The 17156-nt window shown below is 55.4% G+C and carries 22 protein-coding genes and 2 pseudogenes; 13 read left to right on the top strand and 11 right to left on the bottom strand.

Annotated features, from left to right (window positions below; all coding sequences use genetic code 11):
* The first annotated feature begins 45 nt into the window (after nt 1–45).
* Together msrP and msrQ are read left to right on the top strand one after the other, a co-directional pair.
* Nucleotides 46–1064: pseudogene (gene msrP / locus FDY98_RS04535) on the top strand (protein-methionine-sulfoxide reductase catalytic subunit MsrP).
* Nucleotides 1064–1684, top strand: a complete 621-nt coding sequence (gene msrQ, locus FDY98_RS04530; protein WP_027957221.1) for a protein-methionine-sulfoxide reductase heme-binding subunit MsrQ — start codon at nt 1064–1066, stop codon at nt 1682–1684. The pseudogene msrP and the gene msrQ overlap by 1 nt, the downstream one beginning before the upstream one ends.
* A gap of 29 nt (nt 1685–1713) precedes the next feature.
* On the opposite strand, the gene FDY98_RS04525 is transcribed toward msrQ, so the two are convergent.
* Nucleotides 1714–2292: an NAD(P)H-dependent oxidoreductase gene (locus FDY98_RS04525; RefSeq protein ID WP_027957222.1), complete on the bottom strand. Its 579-nt coding sequence runs from the start codon at nt 2290–2292 to the stop codon at nt 1714–1716.
* A 187-nt stretch (nt 2293–2479) separates the two neighbouring features.
* On the opposite strand from FDY98_RS04525, the gene FDY98_RS26850 reads away from it, so the two are divergent.
* From FDY98_RS26850 to FDY98_RS04510, 5 genes are all read left to right on the top strand, one after another.
* Complete coding sequence (locus FDY98_RS26850) at nt 2480–2815, top strand: LysR family transcriptional regulator (protein WP_340146712.1); 336 nt, start codon at nt 2480–2482, stop codon at nt 2813–2815.
* Nucleotides 2812–3396: a LysR substrate-binding domain-containing protein gene (locus tag FDY98_RS26845; protein WP_340146711.1), complete on the top strand. Its 585-nt coding sequence runs from the start codon at nt 2812–2814 to the stop codon at nt 3394–3396. The genes FDY98_RS26850 and FDY98_RS26845 overlap by 4 nt, the downstream gene beginning before the upstream one ends.
* A 214-nt stretch (nt 3397–3610) precedes the next feature.
* Nucleotides 3611–4723 (top strand): metal-dependent hydrolase family protein, encoded by a 1113-nt coding sequence (locus FDY98_RS04515; protein ID WP_340146710.1) that lies wholly within the window; start codon nt 3611–3613, stop codon nt 4721–4723.
* 41 nt (nt 4724–4764) lie between these two features.
* Nucleotides 4765–4974 carry a hypothetical protein gene (locus FDY98_RS26840; RefSeq protein WP_340146709.1) on the top strand — a complete coding sequence of 70 codons (210 nt, stop codon included), beginning with the start codon at nt 4765–4767 and terminating at the stop codon, nt 4972–4974.
* An 8-nt stretch (nt 4975–4982) separates the two neighbouring features.
* Entirely contained in the window at nt 4983–5726 is a 744-nt protein-coding gene (locus FDY98_RS04510) for a hypothetical protein (RefSeq protein ID WP_027957225.1), read from the top strand.
* A gap of 200 nt (nt 5727–5926) precedes the next feature.
* On the opposite strand, the gene FDY98_RS04505 is transcribed toward FDY98_RS04510, so the two are convergent.
* The gene (locus FDY98_RS04505) at nt 5927–6586 is read right to left on the bottom strand and encodes an NADPH-dependent F420 reductase (protein WP_027957226.1); all 660 of its coding nucleotides are present in this window, start codon (nt 6584–6586) and stop codon (nt 5927–5929) included.
* A 100-nt stretch (nt 6587–6686) separates the two neighbouring features.
* On the opposite strand from FDY98_RS04505, the gene FDY98_RS04500 reads away from it, so the two are divergent.
* Nucleotides 6687–7580 carry a LysR family transcriptional regulator gene (locus tag FDY98_RS04500; RefSeq protein WP_081742655.1) on the top strand — a complete coding sequence of 298 codons (894 nt, stop codon included), beginning with the start codon at nt 6687–6689 and terminating at the stop codon, nt 7578–7580.
* A 9-nt stretch (nt 7581–7589) separates the two neighbouring features.
* Here FDY98_RS04500 and FDY98_RS29305 read toward each other — a convergent pair whose 3' ends face one another.
* Nucleotides 7590–7766: a hypothetical protein gene (locus FDY98_RS29305; protein WP_442907942.1), complete on the bottom strand. Its 177-nt coding sequence runs from the start codon at nt 7764–7766 to the stop codon at nt 7590–7592.
* The gene (locus FDY98_RS04495) at nt 7730–8443 is read right to left on the bottom strand and encodes a helix-turn-helix transcriptional regulator (protein ID WP_442907941.1); all 714 of its coding nucleotides are present in this window, start codon (nt 8441–8443) and stop codon (nt 7730–7732) included. Before FDY98_RS04495 ends, FDY98_RS29305 begins: the two co-directional genes overlap by 37 nt.
* Before the next feature lie 143 nt (nt 8444–8586).
* Here FDY98_RS04495 and FDY98_RS04490 point away from each other — a divergent pair, with 143 nt between their 5' ends.
* Nucleotides 8587–9612 carry an MFS transporter gene (locus tag FDY98_RS04490; RefSeq protein ID WP_340146708.1) on the top strand — a complete coding sequence of 342 codons (1026 nt, stop codon included), beginning with the start codon at nt 8587–8589 and terminating at the stop codon, nt 9610–9612.
* Nucleotides 9613–9817: 205 nt separating this feature from the next.
* Here FDY98_RS04490 and FDY98_RS26835 read toward each other — a convergent pair whose 3' ends face one another.
* The 3 genes from FDY98_RS26835 to FDY98_RS04480 all read right to left on the bottom strand — a co-directional run bounded on the left by FDY98_RS26835 (nt 9818) and on the right by FDY98_RS04480 (nt 11309).
* The gene (locus FDY98_RS26835; RefSeq protein ID WP_340146707.1) at nt 9818–10084 is read right to left on the bottom strand and encodes an FAD-dependent oxidoreductase; all 267 of its coding nucleotides are present in this window, start codon (nt 10082–10084) and stop codon (nt 9818–9820) included.
* Nucleotides 10085–10091: 7 nt separating this feature from the next.
* Nucleotides 10092–10712, bottom strand: coding sequence for an NAD(P)/FAD-dependent oxidoreductase (locus FDY98_RS04485; RefSeq protein ID WP_340146706.1), 621 nt, complete (start codon nt 10710–10712; stop codon nt 10092–10094).
* A gap of 147 nt (nt 10713–10859) precedes the next feature.
* The gene (locus FDY98_RS04480; protein WP_027957229.1) at nt 10860–11309 is read right to left on the bottom strand and encodes an Rrf2 family transcriptional regulator; all 450 of its coding nucleotides are present in this window, start codon (nt 11307–11309) and stop codon (nt 10860–10862) included.
* 265 nt (nt 11310–11574) lie between these two features.
* Here FDY98_RS04480 and FDY98_RS04475 point away from each other — a divergent pair, with 265 nt between their 5' ends.
* The 3 genes and pseudogenes from FDY98_RS04475 (at nt 11575) to FDY98_RS04465 (ending at nt 14779) form a co-directional block, all read left to right on the top strand.
* Nucleotides 11575–11793: a DUF1656 domain-containing protein gene (locus FDY98_RS04475; protein WP_022519635.1), complete on the top strand. Its 219-nt coding sequence runs from the start codon at nt 11575–11577 to the stop codon at nt 11791–11793.
* A gap of 23 nt (nt 11794–11816) precedes the next feature.
* A complete protein-coding gene (locus FDY98_RS04470; protein ID WP_027957230.1) occupies nt 11817–12701 on the top strand; it encodes an efflux RND transporter periplasmic adaptor subunit in 885 nt (294 codons plus the stop codon).
* 3 nt (nt 12702–12704) lie between these two features.
* A pseudogene (locus FDY98_RS04465) lies at nt 12705–14779 on the top strand (FUSC family protein).
* A gap of 40 nt (nt 14780–14819) precedes the next feature.
* On the opposite strand, the gene FDY98_RS26825 reads toward FDY98_RS04465, so the two are convergent.
* Both FDY98_RS26825 and FDY98_RS26820 read right to left on the bottom strand, forming a co-directional pair.
* A complete protein-coding gene (locus tag FDY98_RS26825) occupies nt 14820–15347 on the bottom strand; it encodes a LysR substrate-binding domain-containing protein (RefSeq protein ID WP_340146703.1) in 528 nt (175 codons plus the stop codon).
* Between the two features lie 4 nt (nt 15348–15351).
* Nucleotides 15352–15762 (bottom strand): LysR family transcriptional regulator, encoded by a 411-nt coding sequence (locus FDY98_RS26820; RefSeq protein WP_340146702.1) that lies wholly within the window; start codon nt 15760–15762, stop codon nt 15352–15354.
* Nucleotides 15763–15902: 140 nt separating this feature from the next.
* On the opposite strand from FDY98_RS26820, the gene FDY98_RS04455 reads away from it, so the two are divergent.
* The gene (locus FDY98_RS04455) at nt 15903–16295 is read left to right on the top strand and encodes a RidA family protein (protein WP_027957232.1); all 393 of its coding nucleotides are present in this window, start codon (nt 15903–15905) and stop codon (nt 16293–16295) included.
* A 59-nt stretch (nt 16296–16354) separates the two neighbouring features.
* On the opposite strand, the gene FDY98_RS04450 is transcribed toward FDY98_RS04455, so the two are convergent.
* Nucleotides 16355–16921 carry a sugar O-acetyltransferase gene (locus FDY98_RS04450; protein ID WP_027957233.1) on the bottom strand — a complete coding sequence of 189 codons (567 nt, stop codon included), beginning with the start codon at nt 16919–16921 and terminating at the stop codon, nt 16355–16357.
* Nucleotides 16922–16949: 28 nt separating this feature from the next.
* On the bottom strand, nt 16950–17123 hold the full coding sequence (locus FDY98_RS04445) for a hypothetical protein (RefSeq protein WP_155705694.1): 174 nt from the start codon (nt 17121–17123) through the stop codon (nt 16950–16952).
* Nucleotides 17124–17156: the final 33 nt, after the last annotated feature.

Here is a 17156-nt window from a genome sequence, read left to right as displayed (position 1 = left end):
ACTCACCTCGTATGCTACCCACAAAGGCCTTAGTGGAGACACCCAATGCTAATAAAGATTGCCAAACCGAGTGATTTACACGAATCCGATGTCACGCCGGAATCTATCTACCTCTCCCGGCGGCGCTTTATGGGCGGTATCGCAGGCCTAGGTGCAGGGCTCGCCCTATCCGGCCACGTCCGCGCTAACGACAACTACTCCGATGTACCCGAAGGCGATTCACCAGCGTGGTTAAAGGAGAAAATCAGCGAAACCCAGTGGCGAGCCGTCACCCCTAGCGATCCTGACAAAGATAAAATTGCCCCCTTTGATGACGCCAGTGGCTACAACAACTTTTTCGAATTCGGCACCGACAAGGGTGATCCTGCCCGCCATGCGGGCAGCCTGGAAACCCAGCCCTGGAGCGTGGTGGTCGATGGTGAGGTCAATAACGGCGGGCGCTTTGCCCTGGAGGGCTTCGCCAAGCCCTCGCAGTTTGAAGAGCGCATTTACCGCCTGCGCTGCGTTGAGGCATGGTCGATGGTCATTCCCTGGCTGGGTATTCCGCTGGCCGATATCATCAAACGCGCCGCCCCCACCAGCAAAGCCAAATACGTACGTTTTGAAACCCTGGTGGATCCAGAGCAAATGCGCGGGCAGCGCTCCTCGTTTTCGATCATTGATTGGCCCTACGTGGAAGGCCTACGCCTGGACGAAGCCATGCACCCGCTGACGATACTGGCCATGGGTATGTACGGCCGGGAATTGCCCAATCAAAACGGCGCCCCTCTGAGGCTGGTCGTGCCGTGGAAATACGGCTTCAAGAGCATCAAGTCGATTGTGCGGATATCGCTGACGGAAGAACAGCCGGTGAATTCCTGGCAGAAGATCGCCGCCGACGAGTACGGCTTTTACGCCAACGTGAATCCCAACGTCGACCACCCCCGCTGGCCAGCCCAGCCACCGAGCGCCGGCTGCCCAACAGCCTGTTCAACCCCAACACCATTGATACCCTGATGTTTAACGGTTACGCCGATGAAGTCGCCGAGCTCTATGCGGGTATGGATTTAAAGGAAAATTATTAATGGCCAGCCCACGTATATGGTTAGCATGGCGCGTGGGCGTGTTTCTGGCCGCGCTAGCACCGCTGCTGTTTTGGAGCTGGCAGGTGGCAAATAACGCCGCAGGCCCCGAACCGGGGCGCTACCTGCTGCTGAATATCGGCATCGGCGGGCTGTGGATGCTGCTGCTCACGCTCAGCCTTACCCCACTTACCAAGCTCACCCGTTGGAAAGGCTTTGCACTGATCCGGCGCCAACTGGGCCTATGGACACTCGCCTACGCCACCCTGCATATGCTCAGCTACGCGCTGTTTATTCTGGGGCTTAACTGGGCACTGCTTGGCAGCGAGATCATCAAACGCCCCTACATCATCGTCGGCATGATCGCGCTGATCGGCCTTGCTGTGCTGGGTGCCACGTCCAACCGCTGGGCAATGAAGCGCCTGGGCAAACGCTGGAAACCGCTGCACAAATTTTCCTACGCCATTTTAGGGCTGGTACTGCTGCACTTCTTCTGGGTGGTGCGCGCGGATATGCAGGAGTGGGCCATGTATGCCGCCATTGCGGCGCTCATCATGTCCACTCGCCTGTCCCCAGTTGCCCGTACTCTGCCTAAACTACGCCATCGATTGAGTCGTACTTAGGGCTTGTAAGAGATATCAACCGACGAAGCCTAGCCAAGTACGCAGCGCAGATGCTTACGATAAGCCGCTTTATCGCGATCGACATCCGGCATCTTCATTACATCGTTGGCGATAAAGGTCGGCAGCGCTTCTAAGCCGATAAATTCCTGAGATTTGTGGAACGGGAAGTAGACACCATCCACACCGCGCCCTTCGAAGAAGTTGTCAGGCTCATCGAACGCTTCCAAAGGCGCGTTCCAGGTCAGTGATAGCATATAGCGACGGCCCTGCAGCAGGCCACCACTGCCGTACTGCTTGGTCGGGTCTTGGCGGCTGCGGCCATCGCTGGCGTAAAGCGAACCGTGGCCTTCTGTAAACACCTCATCAATGTAACGTTTGACGATCCATGGCGCGCCCATCCACCAGCCAGGCATCTGATACACAATGGTGTCCGCCCATAGGTAGTTCTGCACCTCGGTATCAAGATCATAGCCCTGATCAATCACCGTCTCGCGCACTTCATAGCCCATTTCCTGCAATGTACTCACCGCCACACCGTGCAACGTATTATTGAGTTCACCGCCAGAGTGGGCAAATGCCTTGCCGCCGTTAATCAACAGAACTTTCATCAATAAAACCTCCCATAATAGCTAGCATACCCATGCCTATATACTTTGGCATGGCGTTTAATGAGCGGTATTGTGGATTCAAAGCATGCGAAAAAATAGCAACGCTTCAGCAAGACACTTTTGATTTAAAATCAACAAATGTGGTATTCGCCATTAAGGTAACCGATAACGTTATGAACAGCACTCTATGAAAAGCACCCTTGAAGAACAGCAGTCCTTTGTGACGGTCGTCGATAGCGGCTCAATCACCGGTGCCGCCGAACGGCTTGGCATTACCGTTTCTGGGGTTAGCCGTGCGCTCAACCGCCTGGAGCAAAAACTCGGCGCTACCCTGCTACGTAGAACCACGCGTCGCCTGGAGCTGACCGAGGAGGGAGAAACATTCCTAAACCATTGCCGCCGTATTCTCGCCGCCGTGGAAGAAGCCGAAGAGGCGATGCTGGATCGCCACAATCAGCCTCAAGGCAGGTTACGGATCAACGCCGCTCCCAGCTTTATGCAGTTCGTGATTGTGCCGGTGTGATTGGCGAGTTCCGCGCACGCTACCCTGGTATTACGCTGGAACTCGACACTCACGACCGCTTTGTCGACCTGTTGGAACAGCGGGTTGATTTGGCCATCCGCATTGGCAAGCTTGAAGATTCATCGCTGCACGCCCGCCTCCTTGGCTACAGCCCGCTGCGCCTTCTGGCCAGCCCCGCCTACCTTGAACGCCACGGCACGCCGGAAAGCATCGACGACCTTCAAGATCACAGCTTGCTAGGCTTCAGCCAGCTCGATCATCTCAACCGCTGGCCACTGCGCCGCGCCGATGGCCAGCCCTTACATATTACCCCAACGCTGGCGGCCTCCAGCGGAAGTACGCTAATAGAGCTGGCCATTGCAGGAGAAGGCATCGTTTGCCTTGCCGACTTTATGACCATCACTCCTCGTCACAACGGCACACTGGTGGATGTACTACCCGACTGCACAGAAATGCAGACCCAAGCTGTGAACGCCGTGTACTACCGCCAAACCACGCTTTCACAGCGCACCCGACTGTTTATGGAGTTTTTAGCAGAGCAGTTACAGGGGCAACTGCATGGAAGCCTATCCAATCACTGATTACAGCTTGCGCGATTTACTCCCTCATTCTAATTTACTTATATGCAAGGCTATTCGACGTCGCTCCAGATGTCACTTCTCACTTCGCTACTGAGATAAGGTGCCGCCCATGCCTCCCGCCGCCGCCCACTCTTTATTGCAGTCGCCACTAAATCACTCACACGGGGCTTGCTGTTGCGGTTCACCGTTACTACAACGGTTTCATGAGCGTGTGATGGCAGATATTACCCGCCGCCAATTCATGGGAGGAGCCACTGCAGTAATGGCACTTTTCTCTGGTCTGCGCGCCCCCACTGCCATAAGTGCTCAACCTAAACGGGCTGATGGCCCACTATTATTGACCAATCTAAGGCTATTCGACGGCAGCGGCGCGGCGTTACGCGACAACGTTTCAGTACGTATTGAAGAGCAGCGTATCCAGGCTATTTTGCCTGGTGATTCCGCACCTGAAGGCGCAGAAATCATCGACTGTGGTGGTAGCGTATTAATGCCAGGCTTGATTGATGCCCATTGGCACACAACGTTGGCGGCTATTAGCCAAGTAGACGCCATGACCGCCGATCTAGGCTATATCCATCTAGTGGCGGCTCAGGAAGCAGAGAGAACGCTGATGCGTGGCGTTACTTCAGTGCGAGATGCGGGCGGGCCATCCTTTGCACTGAAGCGTGCTATTGATGAAGGAATTGTGGCTGGACCGCGCATATTTCCGGCAGGAGCCATGATCTCCCAAACCTCCGGCCATGGTGATTTTCGAATGCGCTACGAAGTCCCACGGGCCAACAACGCACCGCTTAGTGAACAGGAACGCCAAGGCGTAGCTGTCATTGCCGATGGGGAAGCAGAAGTATTACGACGTACCCGTGAACAACTCATGCTAGGAGCTTCACAGATCAAATTGATGGCGGGTGGCGGCGTGGCGTCTACCTATGACCCATTGGATAGCACCCAATTCAGAGAGCGCGAGCTGCACGCAGCGGTGGATGCAGCAGAAGACTGGGGTACCTATGTCATGGTGCATGTTTATACCTCCCGAGGTATTCAGCGTGCATTGAGGGCAGGCGCTAAATCCATCGAACACGGGCAGCTCGCCGATGAAGAGACCGTAAGGATGATGGCAGGGGAAGGCGCATGGTGGAGCCTTCAGCCTTTCCTGCAAGATGAAGATGCAAATGTTTATCCCGATGCCGCTCGCCGCGAAGCACAACAACAAGTAGCCGAAGGCACCGTGCAGGCCTACGAGCTAGCCCAACGTTTTGATATCAAGACAGCCTGGGGTACTGATATTTTATTTACCCCGCAAAACCCCCCAACCAGCTGCGTCAATTAGTCAAGCTGACACGCTTTTATGACCCACTTACCGTGTTGGCCATGGCGACTGGCCGCAATGGTGAGCTTCTTTCACTCTCCGGATCACGCAACCCCTACCCTGGCACGCTCGGTAAAATAGAGCCGGGCGCGATGGCCGATCTACTTTTAGTAGACGGTGACCCTAGTAAGAACCTTGATTTCCTTCATGACCCTGAACGCAATCTGCGACTGATCATGAAGGGCGGACGCATCTATAAAGAAAATGTATAAGGATTTCTGTGATAGCCAAATTACGCCCGTTTATCACTGCCTTCAGCATCTTAGCGATAGGCTTTGCAACGAATGCCAATGCCCAAGAGGATGCTTGGCGTTTCCAGTTTACCCCTTATGTCTGGATGACGGGTTTAGCTGGCGATGTGCGCCCTCTGGCGACTGCTCCTACCATCAGTACATCGCGCTCATTTAACAATGTACTTGATGATCTTGATGGTGCCTTTTTCATGGCTGGCAGCGCACGCCGCGACCGCCTAGTTCTGTTTGGTGACATTACCTGGGCATCGCTTAGCCACGAGAGCACGCTGCTTCCTGGCGTTGCTATAGAAGGCAAACTGCGCCAACGCTCTTTAACTGCAGCAGCAGGTTATCAAGTGGTCAATACTCCGAGCCAATACTTAGATTTACTGGCGGGCGCTCGCGCTTGGCGGATCGAGGCAGAAGTGAATGTGCCCGCGCTAGGAGTTGATGCAAGCGAGATCGAACGTTGGGTCGACCCGATTTTAGCCGCACGGCTGCGTTCCACCTGGGCCCCAAAGTGGTCAACATTAGTGCATGCCGATATTGGTGGCTTTGGAATTGGTGCTGATAGCACCTGGCAGGTAGTGGCTACCGCTAATTACCAAATCGACAAGGCGTTCCACCTATCAGCAGGCTATCGCCATTTGGCAGTGAATAGAGACGAATCGGGTACACGCATCGATATATCGATGAGCGGGCCTTTGCTAGGTGCTACTTGGCGCTTTTGAGTAGGCCAATTCTTCCCTCTTAAACCTCAGAATCATCTCTCCTGCTATAGTCCACCCACGCCCGGCGGTCAATGGTGGTCAGAAAGCTACGCGGCTCATGAAGTTTGCTAAAGGAAGGTGTCCTGAGCCAGATCAGCCGCCTGCTTTCACCTCCAGCCTTTGGATTTCAATACAAAGCCAATTTTCTCATTATTTGCCTTTCACCGACGCCATGATCCTTCCGGCATATCAATATCGCGTTGAGCCTCATCAAGCGCCTGACGTAACCCCTCCCGATCAAACGGTATACAGTAAGCTGGTTTGGCGCGCTCAAAACGCCAGCTTTCCGCCAGCGACCCAGCATCGACAACGTCGAAGCCGAACTGTCGCACCAACCTTGCGACGCTCTCCTTAGCCGCATCGTCATCTCCCGCTATCGGTAGGGCGCGCCGGTTTCCCGAAGGCAGCGTCTGCCCGCCCTTCTCCAGATCGGAGGCCAGAATCGCGTTGAATGCCTTCACGAGACGGGAGCCTGTCAAATGCTGCGACAGCAGTCCACTCGTCGTCGCCCTGCGCTCATCCAGTTCGGGGATCGATCCATCTCGATCTGGATAGTAGTTATTGGCGTCCAGCACTATCTTGTCGCGTAGCGACTCAACCGGAAGAGTGGCATATTGATGAAAAGGAATGGCGATCAGTATAATTTCGCCGAAACCTATGGCTTCATGCAGGGTGCCAATTTGTGCTCCAATTTTCGGCGGAATGCTGCTGAGTGTCTGCGGCCCCCGCGAGTTACTGATCATGACGTCATGGCCTGCCGCAATCGCCTGGCGTGCAAAGGCTTGTCCGATAAAGCCCGCACCAATAACTCCAATCCGCATGTCTTTCTCCCGACCGTTTTAAGATAAGCAGTACTTTATTGCGTTACTCAAACGTGATAAACAGGTCTTTATTGACTTAATAATCCACTGAGAGTTGATAATGCTGGATCGGTTAACGAGCATGGCTATTTTTGTGAGGGTTGCCGATCTTGGCTCTTTCACGGCCGCCGCCGCAGAATTCGGCCTATCGACGCAGATGGTTTCCAAACACATCATGGCCCTGGAGCAGCGGCTTGGGTCGCGGCTATTGCACCGCACCACGCGCAAACAGAGCCTGACCGAGATCGGGCATCTCTATCACGAACGATGTCAGGCTATCCTTGCGGAAGTCGAGGCGGCCGAAGCGCTGACGGAACAGGCCCGGGCCGTTCCACGGGGTCGCCTCAGAATCAACGCGCCCGTCACATTTGGCAGTCAAAGCCTGGTGCCTCTTGTCACCCGCTACCTTCGTAAGTACCCAGAGGTGGAGGTCGACCTCACCTTGTCGGATCGTCTGGTCGATCCTATCGAGGAAGGTTACGAAGCTGTCATTCGCCTCGGGCCCATCAGCGACAGCACCACATTGGTGGCACGTCCGCTTGCCCCCTACCAGCTCATCGCCTGCGCCTCGCCTGCCTACTTAGCGAAGCATGGAGAGCCGGAGACGCCTGCGGATCTGGTTGAGCATGAGTGTCTGGGGTTCGCCTATTGGTTCGGTACCTTGGGCAGGCAGTGGCGCTTCAGTCGCGACAACTGCAATTTCGACGCTTCCGTGAACGGGCGGCTACAAATCAACGACTGGAAGGGGCTGCTTCGCGCAGCATTGGAAGGATTCGGCATTACATTGGGCTACGAAGCTGCATTGACGGAGGCGTTATCCACTGGGCGGCTGGTGCGCATCTTGCCAGACTATGCTGGGCCATCAAGACCAATGCACCTGCTCTACGCCGCCGATCAACGCATGACGCCGAAACTACGTCATTTCATAGACGACGTTGTGGCCACGTTCGCTTAACTTCCACCGTTACCTCGCGCCTTTGTCGTCACTCACCCAGCGGGTAAAAGCAGCGACCTGAGGATCCGCCTCCTTTACGGCATAATAAACCAACCGTAGGTGGCGCTCTTCATCAACGGTTAACGTCGTGTGCTCGAACGCTACCTCGCCTAACTCCTCAAGGTGAAGATGACGTACTCCTGGCAAGGGGCGTTGACCTCCTGGGTTTTCCACAACTGCTTAAACTCAGGCGAGACCTTGGTTAACTCTTCGACAAGCTCATCAATGGTGGGGTCTTGCGCCGCTCGGGCAAAGTCGCGGCGAAAACTGGATAGCATTTGGCTGACCTGCGTTTCCCAGGGTGACAAGCGCTGACGCATGGCAGGGTCGGTAAATAACAACCACAGCATGTTGCGACGCTCTGGTGCATGGCAAGAGAAGTTGAACAGCTTATTGGCCGCGCTGTTCCACGCCAGCACATCCCAGCGCAAGTTCAGGATATACGCAGGTCGCGTAGGCAGGTCGTCCATCAACCTTTGAACCAGCGGCGGCACGCTGCACCAGGTTTTGCCTAGCTCAGAGGGTAAGCGCTGATGGGTAAGCAAGAATAGATGTCGGCGCTCAGCCGCATCCAGCTTGAGCGCTTTGGATAGATTGTCCAGAAAAGTGGCCGATACGCTGATATCGCGACCCTGCTCCAACCAAGTATACCAAGTCAGCCCCACGCCTGCTAAAGCGGCGACTTCTTCACGCCTTAACCCCGGCGTACGCCTTCGGCGGCCACGAGGAAGTCCCACCTCTTCTGGTGCGATTTTCTCTCGGTGCATGCGTAGGAACTCAGCTAGGTCTTCCCGCGTTCGAGTCAGCGTCCGTGGAGCGGTCATTTTATTACCTTGAATAACTTATCACTTTTAGTAATAGCATAAATAGTTAAATTGTACCCCCTTTAAAGCCTCTCCAGAATAGCCCTTCGCTGGCAAAACAGCGCTGGCGGATTCTTTTCTAATGCTTATGCCTGGAGTGCGTTATGGCTGACCAATCTCGTCTATCGGTATATCTCGTGGCACTGGGTGCGTTTGCACTTGGGATGGCCTCTTATGTGACTGCGGGGCTAATTCCCCTCATCGAAGACGCCTTTAGTGTCTCTGCGGCCACGGCTGCTCAGTTAGTCACGGCATTCACCTTAGCCTATGGCTTAGGCTCGCCTGTCGTCGTTGCGCTACTACCTGGCAAGCACCAACGCCTGGGTTTACTACTAGCGTTAGCCGTTTTTATTGTGGCAAATATCGCCAGCGCACTAGCCAACAGTTTTATATCACTCTCGATATGGCGGGCGGTCGCTGGCGTTGGCGCAGGGGTTTACCTTGCCATGGGCATTGCCGCCTCAGCCGCCATAACGGCTGAGGCCCACCGCGGTAAAGCGATTGCCATCATTATGGGCGGTATGGCGAGCGGCACGGTACTGGGGGTGCCTATCAGCCTGTTGCTAGCAGAGCGTTTAGGTTGGGAGTCAGCGATGTGGCTTATTTCAGCACTTGGGTTAATCGCCTACGCGGGGCTACAGGTAAAACTACCTGCTCTTCCATCCGCACCAACGCTTTCACTTGTTCGCAAGCTCGCTATTTTGCGAAGCCCTCATGCCATGGCCATTCTGGCGGTTTCCTTATTGGGCGCTGTGGCCAGTTTGGGGATGTATACCTTTATTGCCCCGTTTATGGCGGCCACCGAGTCAGGTGCTGTTCAGTCAATTACCGGCTATTTATGGGTGTGGGGGATTGGCGGCGTCGTGGGCAGTTTTCTGATTGGGCCTCTGGTGGACAGGTTTATCGGCCCTGTGATTACCCTGGCGATTATGTTGCTGCTCTTTTTGGCGCTCATTGCTCTACCTTTCACGGCGTCGGTTCACCCACTGCTGACGTTACTTCCAATTGCGCTTTGGGGTGCTGTGGGCTGGCGCTTCAAGTGCCACAAAACAATGAACTCGTTCGTGCACGCCAAGCCCACGGCGACGGTAACCTGGCGGTCGCACTCAATGAATCAGCGCTCTATTTAGGCAGTGCGATAGGCGCGGCGTTCGGGGGCGTTTTGCTGGCTTTCCACCTTCCCGTTTCGACATTAGCCATTGGCGCGGGGGTTATTGCCGCTGCAGGTGCAGCAACACAGCTAATCATCGTCATGCGCATGAAGCGCTAGATCAGTTAGTGCACGCCAAGTGGCACTCTTCATGCCCCTTGGCTCTACATAGATCAGTCTTTCGCTTAACACCCAAACATCAGCGACCGGTGTGTAGAAAGCCCGGCCATGGCGCCATCAGCCACGGCAAAGGTGACCGACCCTGCGGCGCGGGCTACATCACCGCAGGCGAAAACACCGGGGATTGAAGTGGCCTGCATTGCATCGGTTTTAACAATGCAGCCCATGGGAGACTCCTCTAGCTCGCATCCCAATTGAGCTGCTAACGGGCTAAGGTGAATGCGCGGCGCGACAAATAAGCCCACCAATGGAAACACCCGACCATCCTGCATTACCAGCTCAACGCCAATCTCTGTTTGGGAGACTAGCGTGCCGGCGCCATATTCGTATATGAGTACCGCGCGCCTTAAGCTGAGCCAGTTGCTCAGCAGTGGGTTCAAAGGCATCGTTAACAAACAGCGTGGTTGCGCCCCAGTCGGGCAGCATCAAACCATGGTGCATCGCGAGTTCTGAGGTTGCCAGCACACCGATACCCTCTTTGCCCAGCTCATAGCCGTGGCAGTACGGGCAGTGGAAAACGCATTTTCCCCACTGCTCGGCGAGCCCCGGTAAGCCTGGAAGCTCATCGGTAACACCCGCGGCCAGAATAATGCGCCGTGCCTGATAGGTGCTGCCATCGGCCAGCGCCACCAAGAAATTATCAGCCGTCCCCGTTACTGCCTCCACCCGCCCCGTGCGCCACTCAACCGTTGGGTACTCCATCAGTTGGCTACGGGCCTCTGCTGCTATCTCTGCGGGTGGTGCACCATCCTGGGTTAAAAAACCATGGGAGTGAGAAGCAAAACGGTTACGGGGTTGTCCCGCATCTATCAGTAATATTTTCCGCCTTGCTCGGGCTAGCTGTAGCCCTGCCGCCATGCCTGCGTAGCTGCCACCGATAATCACTGCATCAAAACTCATTGCCCTTCCTCCGTGTACACCCAGTCTTTTAAGCCCATGGTGAATAAACTCATTTCATGTATCTTTTATTGATACATTAAAAAGCGTACAGAGGTCAATGGCAATGTTGAGAATGCCGATTAACGCTAATCGGGTTGGTGGTGAAGATTAAGGCGTCGGCAGCTGGTAGCCTTTGCGCGTCGCAATATCGTCAAACTGAGTGGCTAGTTCCGCCAGCGTGACCGCTCCCAAGCGGTCGATCAGTAGCGCTTCTGCTTCGCGCATGGCATCAAAAAGCGCCGCATTAACCACCTGCTCTACCGCGCAGTCCGGGTTATCACGGTCGGTGCCGATGGCGAAAATGCGCGGTCCGCCTACGGCGTTGTGTATATCCAGCAGCGTTACGCTGTGCAAATCACAGGCGATGCGCCAGCCGCCGTTGTGCCCCTTTTCAGACTTTACATAGCCCGCCTTACGAAGGCCCGCCATAGTGCGCCGCACCACGGCAGCATTGGTGCCCAGCATGGCGCCAATCTGCTCTGAAGTAATCGGTTGGGATTCCCGCGCGATGTGCAGCAGCACATGCAGCATACGAGAGAGGCGGCTATCTGTTCTCACGGGCAACAGTCAACTATTCAGAGGATAAACAAAGGAAAACAACGAAGCTGCACTTTAGCACACCCGCGAGCGGGGCTGGGAATGAACCCAACCAGGGCCACCGCACACGAACCTACACCTCGTTCGCCGTTATAAGGCAAACTATGCTCTCGCTCTCTATACTGGTGCTGAATCACTTTCACTGGCAGGGGATAAATGTCTGGCACGTCATTAGCCCCATTTAGCGCCTCCCATTGTCGTTACTTCCAGGCCACTTAAGGATGTTATGGGTCTTCACGAAATCGCTGTCGGTGGCATCTACTTAAGCCCTCTGTTGATCTACGCGCTGATCGGCTTTGTGGCTACGCTGACCATTCGTTCACTACTGCACTGGGTGGTCGGCGAGTACGCGCTCTGGTACGAGGCGTGGTTCGACATTTCATTATTTGTCATCCTCACCGCTGCCACCACGTTCATTTTTACTGTTTTGCTTCAAAGCCCTTAAGACAGCCCTTGAGAGAATCGCCGATGCGCCCTTCGCTCCGTATTTTGCTCACCCTCGTTATTGTCGCCATTGCCGTTGCCGCCGGTGCATGGCTATGGCACTACTACCTCTATACCCCCTGGACTCGTGACGCTCGGGTTCATGCGGAAGTGGTGACGATTGCCCCCGATGTCTCTGGCTGGGTACGCACACTTGAAGTCGTGGACACCGACCATGTTGCCCAAGGCGATACGCTGTTTGAGATCGATAACACGCGTTACCAAGCGGCGGTGGACAGCGCCCAGGCCACGGTTGACCATCGCCAGGCAACCCTGGAGCTAAGCCGCGCCGAGGAGAGTCGACGTAACCAGTTGAGCAACAATCGTGCGATTAGCGCAGAAAACCAGCAGATTGCCCAGATCAACTCGCGCATTGCCGCCGCCGATTTACAGCAGGCTCAGGCGGAGCTGGCCAGTGCCCAGCTTGATTTAGCGCGCACCCAAATAACCGCGCCGGTAAGCGGCCATATCCTCAATGTCCACCTTACCGCTGGCACTTACGCTAATCGCGGCACGCCGGTAATGGCGCTAATCGCAGATAATTCCTTCTATGTCGTGGGTTATTTCGAAGAGACCAAAATGACGTCGATCGACATGGGCGATCCGGTGGATGTGATTCTGATGAACGGCGACACCCATCTGGAGGGCCGAGTGGTGGGTATTGGCCGAGGCATTGCCGATAGCAACACAACCCTTAACCAGCAGTTGCTACCGCAAGTGGAGCCCACCTTTAGCTGGGTGCGCCTGGCTCAGCGTATTCCGGTGCGCATTGCACTAGAAGACGTTCCTGATGACACCCTGCTGAGCGTCGGCATGACCGCAACCGTGCGTGTCCGCCCTGCTAAAAACGCTGCCGAGCAGCCTGAGTAAGCCATGTCGCCGTTTGTTAGCACCTACCTGACACCCAACGCTACGGCGGTCAAGTTTGCGATCAAGACCACCCTGGCGATGATGCTCGCGCTCTATATCGCGCTTATGTTCGACTTGGAGCGCCCCTACTGGGCGCTGATCTCGGCGGCATTTCTGCAGATTCGCCCTATGAGTGGCATGGTGGTTGAGAAAGGCATCTGCCAGCTTGGCGGCACCTTGATTGGCGCCGTGGCGGGCATCACGATCATGGCCCTATTCGCCCAGGCCCGCGTACCTGCGCTTATCGTGCTTACCGCTTGGATTATGCTATGCACTTACGTGGGCTCGCTGTGGCGTAATAACTACACCTACGGCTGTCTGATGGCCTCCGTAACGGCCATGCTGATCGTGGTCATCTCCAGCGGTAGCACGCCCGCTGGGATCTTCGATATCGCCGTGGCGCGCCTTACCGAACTGGGGCTGGGCGCCATCTGCGCCATGCTGGTCAGCTCGCTGCTCTGGCCGTCCCATGTGGGCGCCCACCTTGCCACCCAGGCCGACAGCGTGATCAACGAAGCCTTCGAGCATGCCGCCCTGCGTTTGGAAGCCAGCGACGATATCCCGGCGATGCAGAAAGCCCTGCGCAGCAGCCTCGTGCCGTTAACCCTGCTGGAAACCGATAGCCAGGCCGCCCGCTTTGAAGGCCCGGTAGGCCCCGGCCGAGTTCGGGCAGCCCATGTACTAACCCGCCGCACGCTGCGCTTTTTCGCCAACCTGCAGGCGCTGCACCAACTGATGCACGACCACGCTGACCGACTCGCTCCGCAAAGTATCGAACTCGCGGGCGAGGTCGCAAAAGGCTTTCGCGATGCTGAACACGTCAAAGGGGTCATTGAGGCCAGAAAAGCTCTCCAGTCGCTACGCCACCGGGTTCATGAAAGCGAGGAAGAGGCCAGCTTAGCTCCCCTCGATCGACGTCTGCGGTTGGGGCTACGTGAATCGATCGGCCACGCCATGATCATGCTCGATGCCCGGGAGGCGATTGCCTCGCCGGAGAGCCATAAACTGCGCTCATCGCCACTGGCCTGGCACCGCGATCACCTCGCCGCCGGTATTAACGCCATTCGCTCAGGGCTAGTATTTTCGCTACTGGCGACTTTCTGGATCGTCACCGCCTGGCAGAGCGCCATGATCGCGATGATGCTGGGCACACTGTTTTCCGCCTTTTTCGCCAGCCGTGACAATCCCCTCGCCATCACCATGATGTTTTATAAAGGTATGCTGGCGGCGATTCCTAGCGCTTTTCTGTTCGGCCATGTATTGCTCTCCCAGGCCAACGGTTTTCCGATGCTAGCAATGCTGTTTGGTACACCGCTGTTCTTAGGACTATTAGGTGCCACTAACCTAGCCACCATGGGCTACTGCCTAGCCTTCACTATCTTCAATATTCTGCTAACCATGCCCGGCAACGGCATGGATTTCTCGTTCGACAGTTTTGCCAACCGGTGGTGGCCGTAGTGATTGGGCTAAGCTGCGTGGTAATGGGCTTTCGTCTACTGCCGGGGCTGGGCACCCGACTTCGGCGGCGACGTTTAATCAATGCGATTTCCACCGATATCCATGAGCTAAGCCAGCGCTCGATTCGCGACGCCGAAACCCGCTTCAGCGGCCACATGGCGGATCGGCTTCTGCAACTGGCGCAGCATGACGACATGCTACCCGAAGACCAACGCCACCTGTTTATTCTTGGTTTGACCGGGTTGGATGTTGGCACCGCTACGCTGCGCCTGCGTGATCGGCTTGATGATGCACCGCACCCGCGAGTTCGCGAGGCGCATCGCCACCTACTAGGCACGCTAGCTGGCGGGTTTGAAGAGAGCGCCAACGGGCGCCAGCCACAAGGAATTCGCGAAGCAGGCCAGCAGTTGGAAGAGGCAATAGAGGCTTACGGTGACGTGCCCGCTGACCGCCGTGTACTGTTGGAAGGCTTGGTTGAGCGGCTCGAACTGGCTCTAGAGCGTCTGGGGCGCATCATGGCGGAGCGGCCACAGATTAAGTCTATGCATAAAGCCCCGAACGCTCCCGTGCTAAAAAAATAAGTGTCCGTTCATGGAATTACCAGAGTAAAGCGCTAGTGAACTAGCTACTTGTATCGCTACTGCCCCGTCGATCAACCATGGGCGCATGCTGAGCCATCAACTCCACAACCCAATCGATAAACACGCGCAGCTTGGCGCTTACGTGCCGATTCGGTGGAAAAGCGACGTACATCGGCATTGGGTCGAGATGCCAGCCATCAAATAGGCGAACCAGCTCCCCGCGAGATACGTGCTCACTGACCATGTAGTCAGGAAGCCACACTACGCCGAGCCCCGCTATGCCTGCCGCAAGACCGGCATTACCGTCATCGACCGAAATCACATAGCGCCCTTGTACGGTAACGCGCTCTCCGTTGCGGTACATGGCGTAGGGAGAAGACGCCCCGGCACGGGCCCATCGGAACCCTACAATGTAGTGAGGGGGAGCTGAGAGTTCTTGCGGGTGCAAAGGCAAACCAGCGCTTTCCAGATAGCTCGGCGCGGCGTAAATACCGATCTTCAGGTCGCCTACGCGGCGCGCCACTAACGATAAATCCGTGAGTTCTCCGCCGCGCACCACACAGTCCACGCTTTCACCAGATCAGATCCACCATGCGGTCACTCGCCCCCATATCAATTTGAATATCGGGGTATTGAGCGTGGAAAGCAGGCAAAGCTGGTATCAAGATCATGCGCGCGAAAGGGCTGGGCACGTCCACCCTTAGTCGACCGCGAGGCAACACCGAAGCGTTGGACAGGCTGGTTTCAGCATCATCCATATCGGCTAATAGCTTTATAACGCGCTCGTAATAGGCGGCGCCGTCAGCCGTTACGTTCACCTTGCGCGTGGTGCGGTTGAGCAGCTTTACCCGTAGCCGTGCCTCTAGTTGTTGCACGAGTTGCGTCACGCTGGTTTTGCTCATGTGAAGTGTTTCAGCTGCCTTGGTAAAGCTGCCCGTCTCCACGACCCGAGCAAAAGCCTGCATTGCGTTAAAACGATCCATGAGGGCGCCAAACACCTTTGATTGTTTGAAATATACAAACAATGTTGAACAGAATTCGCCGTTTATCCACCTCTACTGACGGCTTAAAGTGACGCCATCGTAGATAAAGGGTCGGCTTCGACCTATTGATGGAGATTCACATGACTCAACGTGACGTTGTTTCCCCCCCAGGCCGTCAGGCGCTTTATGAACAGAACGCCTACTCCGCTGCCATTCGCTCTGGCGACCTCCTGTTCGTGTCGGGCCAGGTCGGCAGCCGTGAAGACGGCTCGCCCGAGCCGGACTTCGCTGCCCAGGTACAGCTCGCTTTCGACAATCTGAAGAGTGTCTTGGAAGCAGCGGGCGCAAGCTTCGAAGATATCGTCGACGTGACGACCTTCCATACTGATCCCGAAGCCCAATTCACCACCATCATGGAAGCCAAGGCACGCGCATTCCCGGAAAAGCCCTACCCTAACTGGACGGCGGCCGGCGTGACATGGCTGGCGGGATTCGACTTTGAAATCAAGGTCATTGCCAGACTACCCGAGTAAACAGCAGTACTTTTCTGCACGGTTCAACCACTGGCATAGCAGTGCTCGCAATCGGCGAATTAATCCTCATCAACGTCTATTTTTTTGATTATCCTGGCGGGGTTGCCGGCTACTACAACACTATTTGGCACATCTTTAGTAATGACAGCCCCAGATGCAATGACAACATTATTGCCGACTGTTACTCCTGGGTTAATGATGGCGCCGCCACCAATCCAGACGTTATTTCCAAACGTAATCGGCTTTGCGTACTCTTTGCCCGAATTACGCTCACGCGGATCCAAGGGATGCGTGGCCGTATAAATCTGCACATTCGGCCCAAGCATGCAGTTATCACCAAATCGTATTTCACAAACATCCAGCAGGGTGCAATCGAAGTTGGCAAAGAAGTTTTCACCGACATGGATATTATATCCATAATCCAGTCGAATATTTGGCTCTACATGAAGGCACTTCCCCGTAGAGCCAAATAAATCTTTTAACACTTTCAAGCGCTGAGCATCGGTTTCCAACACTTGATTGTATTGCCAAACCTTGCGCTTTGTTTCCTCATGCTCTTTTCGCAATACCGGATCAGCAGGGTTATAGAGCTCTCCTGCTAGCATCTTGTCTTTTTCCGATCGCATTATTCGCCTTCCTTGCTAGAACTCTATGTTAATCACTCCCAACCGGTATTGTCTCGCTCCGGTTCGGAATCAAGCGGTGCAGCCAGTTCAAGATATCATCGACACCACTGTAGACAATGGGAATCACCAACAGACTCAAAAACATCAACGTGACCAGCCCACCAATGACCGCGACGGCCAGGGTGCCCAGAAGCTGGATCACCCTCCTCCCTTGAGCTCAGTGAGAGTTGAGCAT

The organism is Halomonas sp. PA16-9 (assembly GCF_009728585.1).
Taxonomy (GTDB): domain Bacteria; phylum Pseudomonadota; class Gammaproteobacteria; order Pseudomonadales; family Halomonadaceae; genus Vreelandella; species Vreelandella titanicae.
This window is presented reverse-complemented; position numbering and strand designations above follow the sequence as displayed.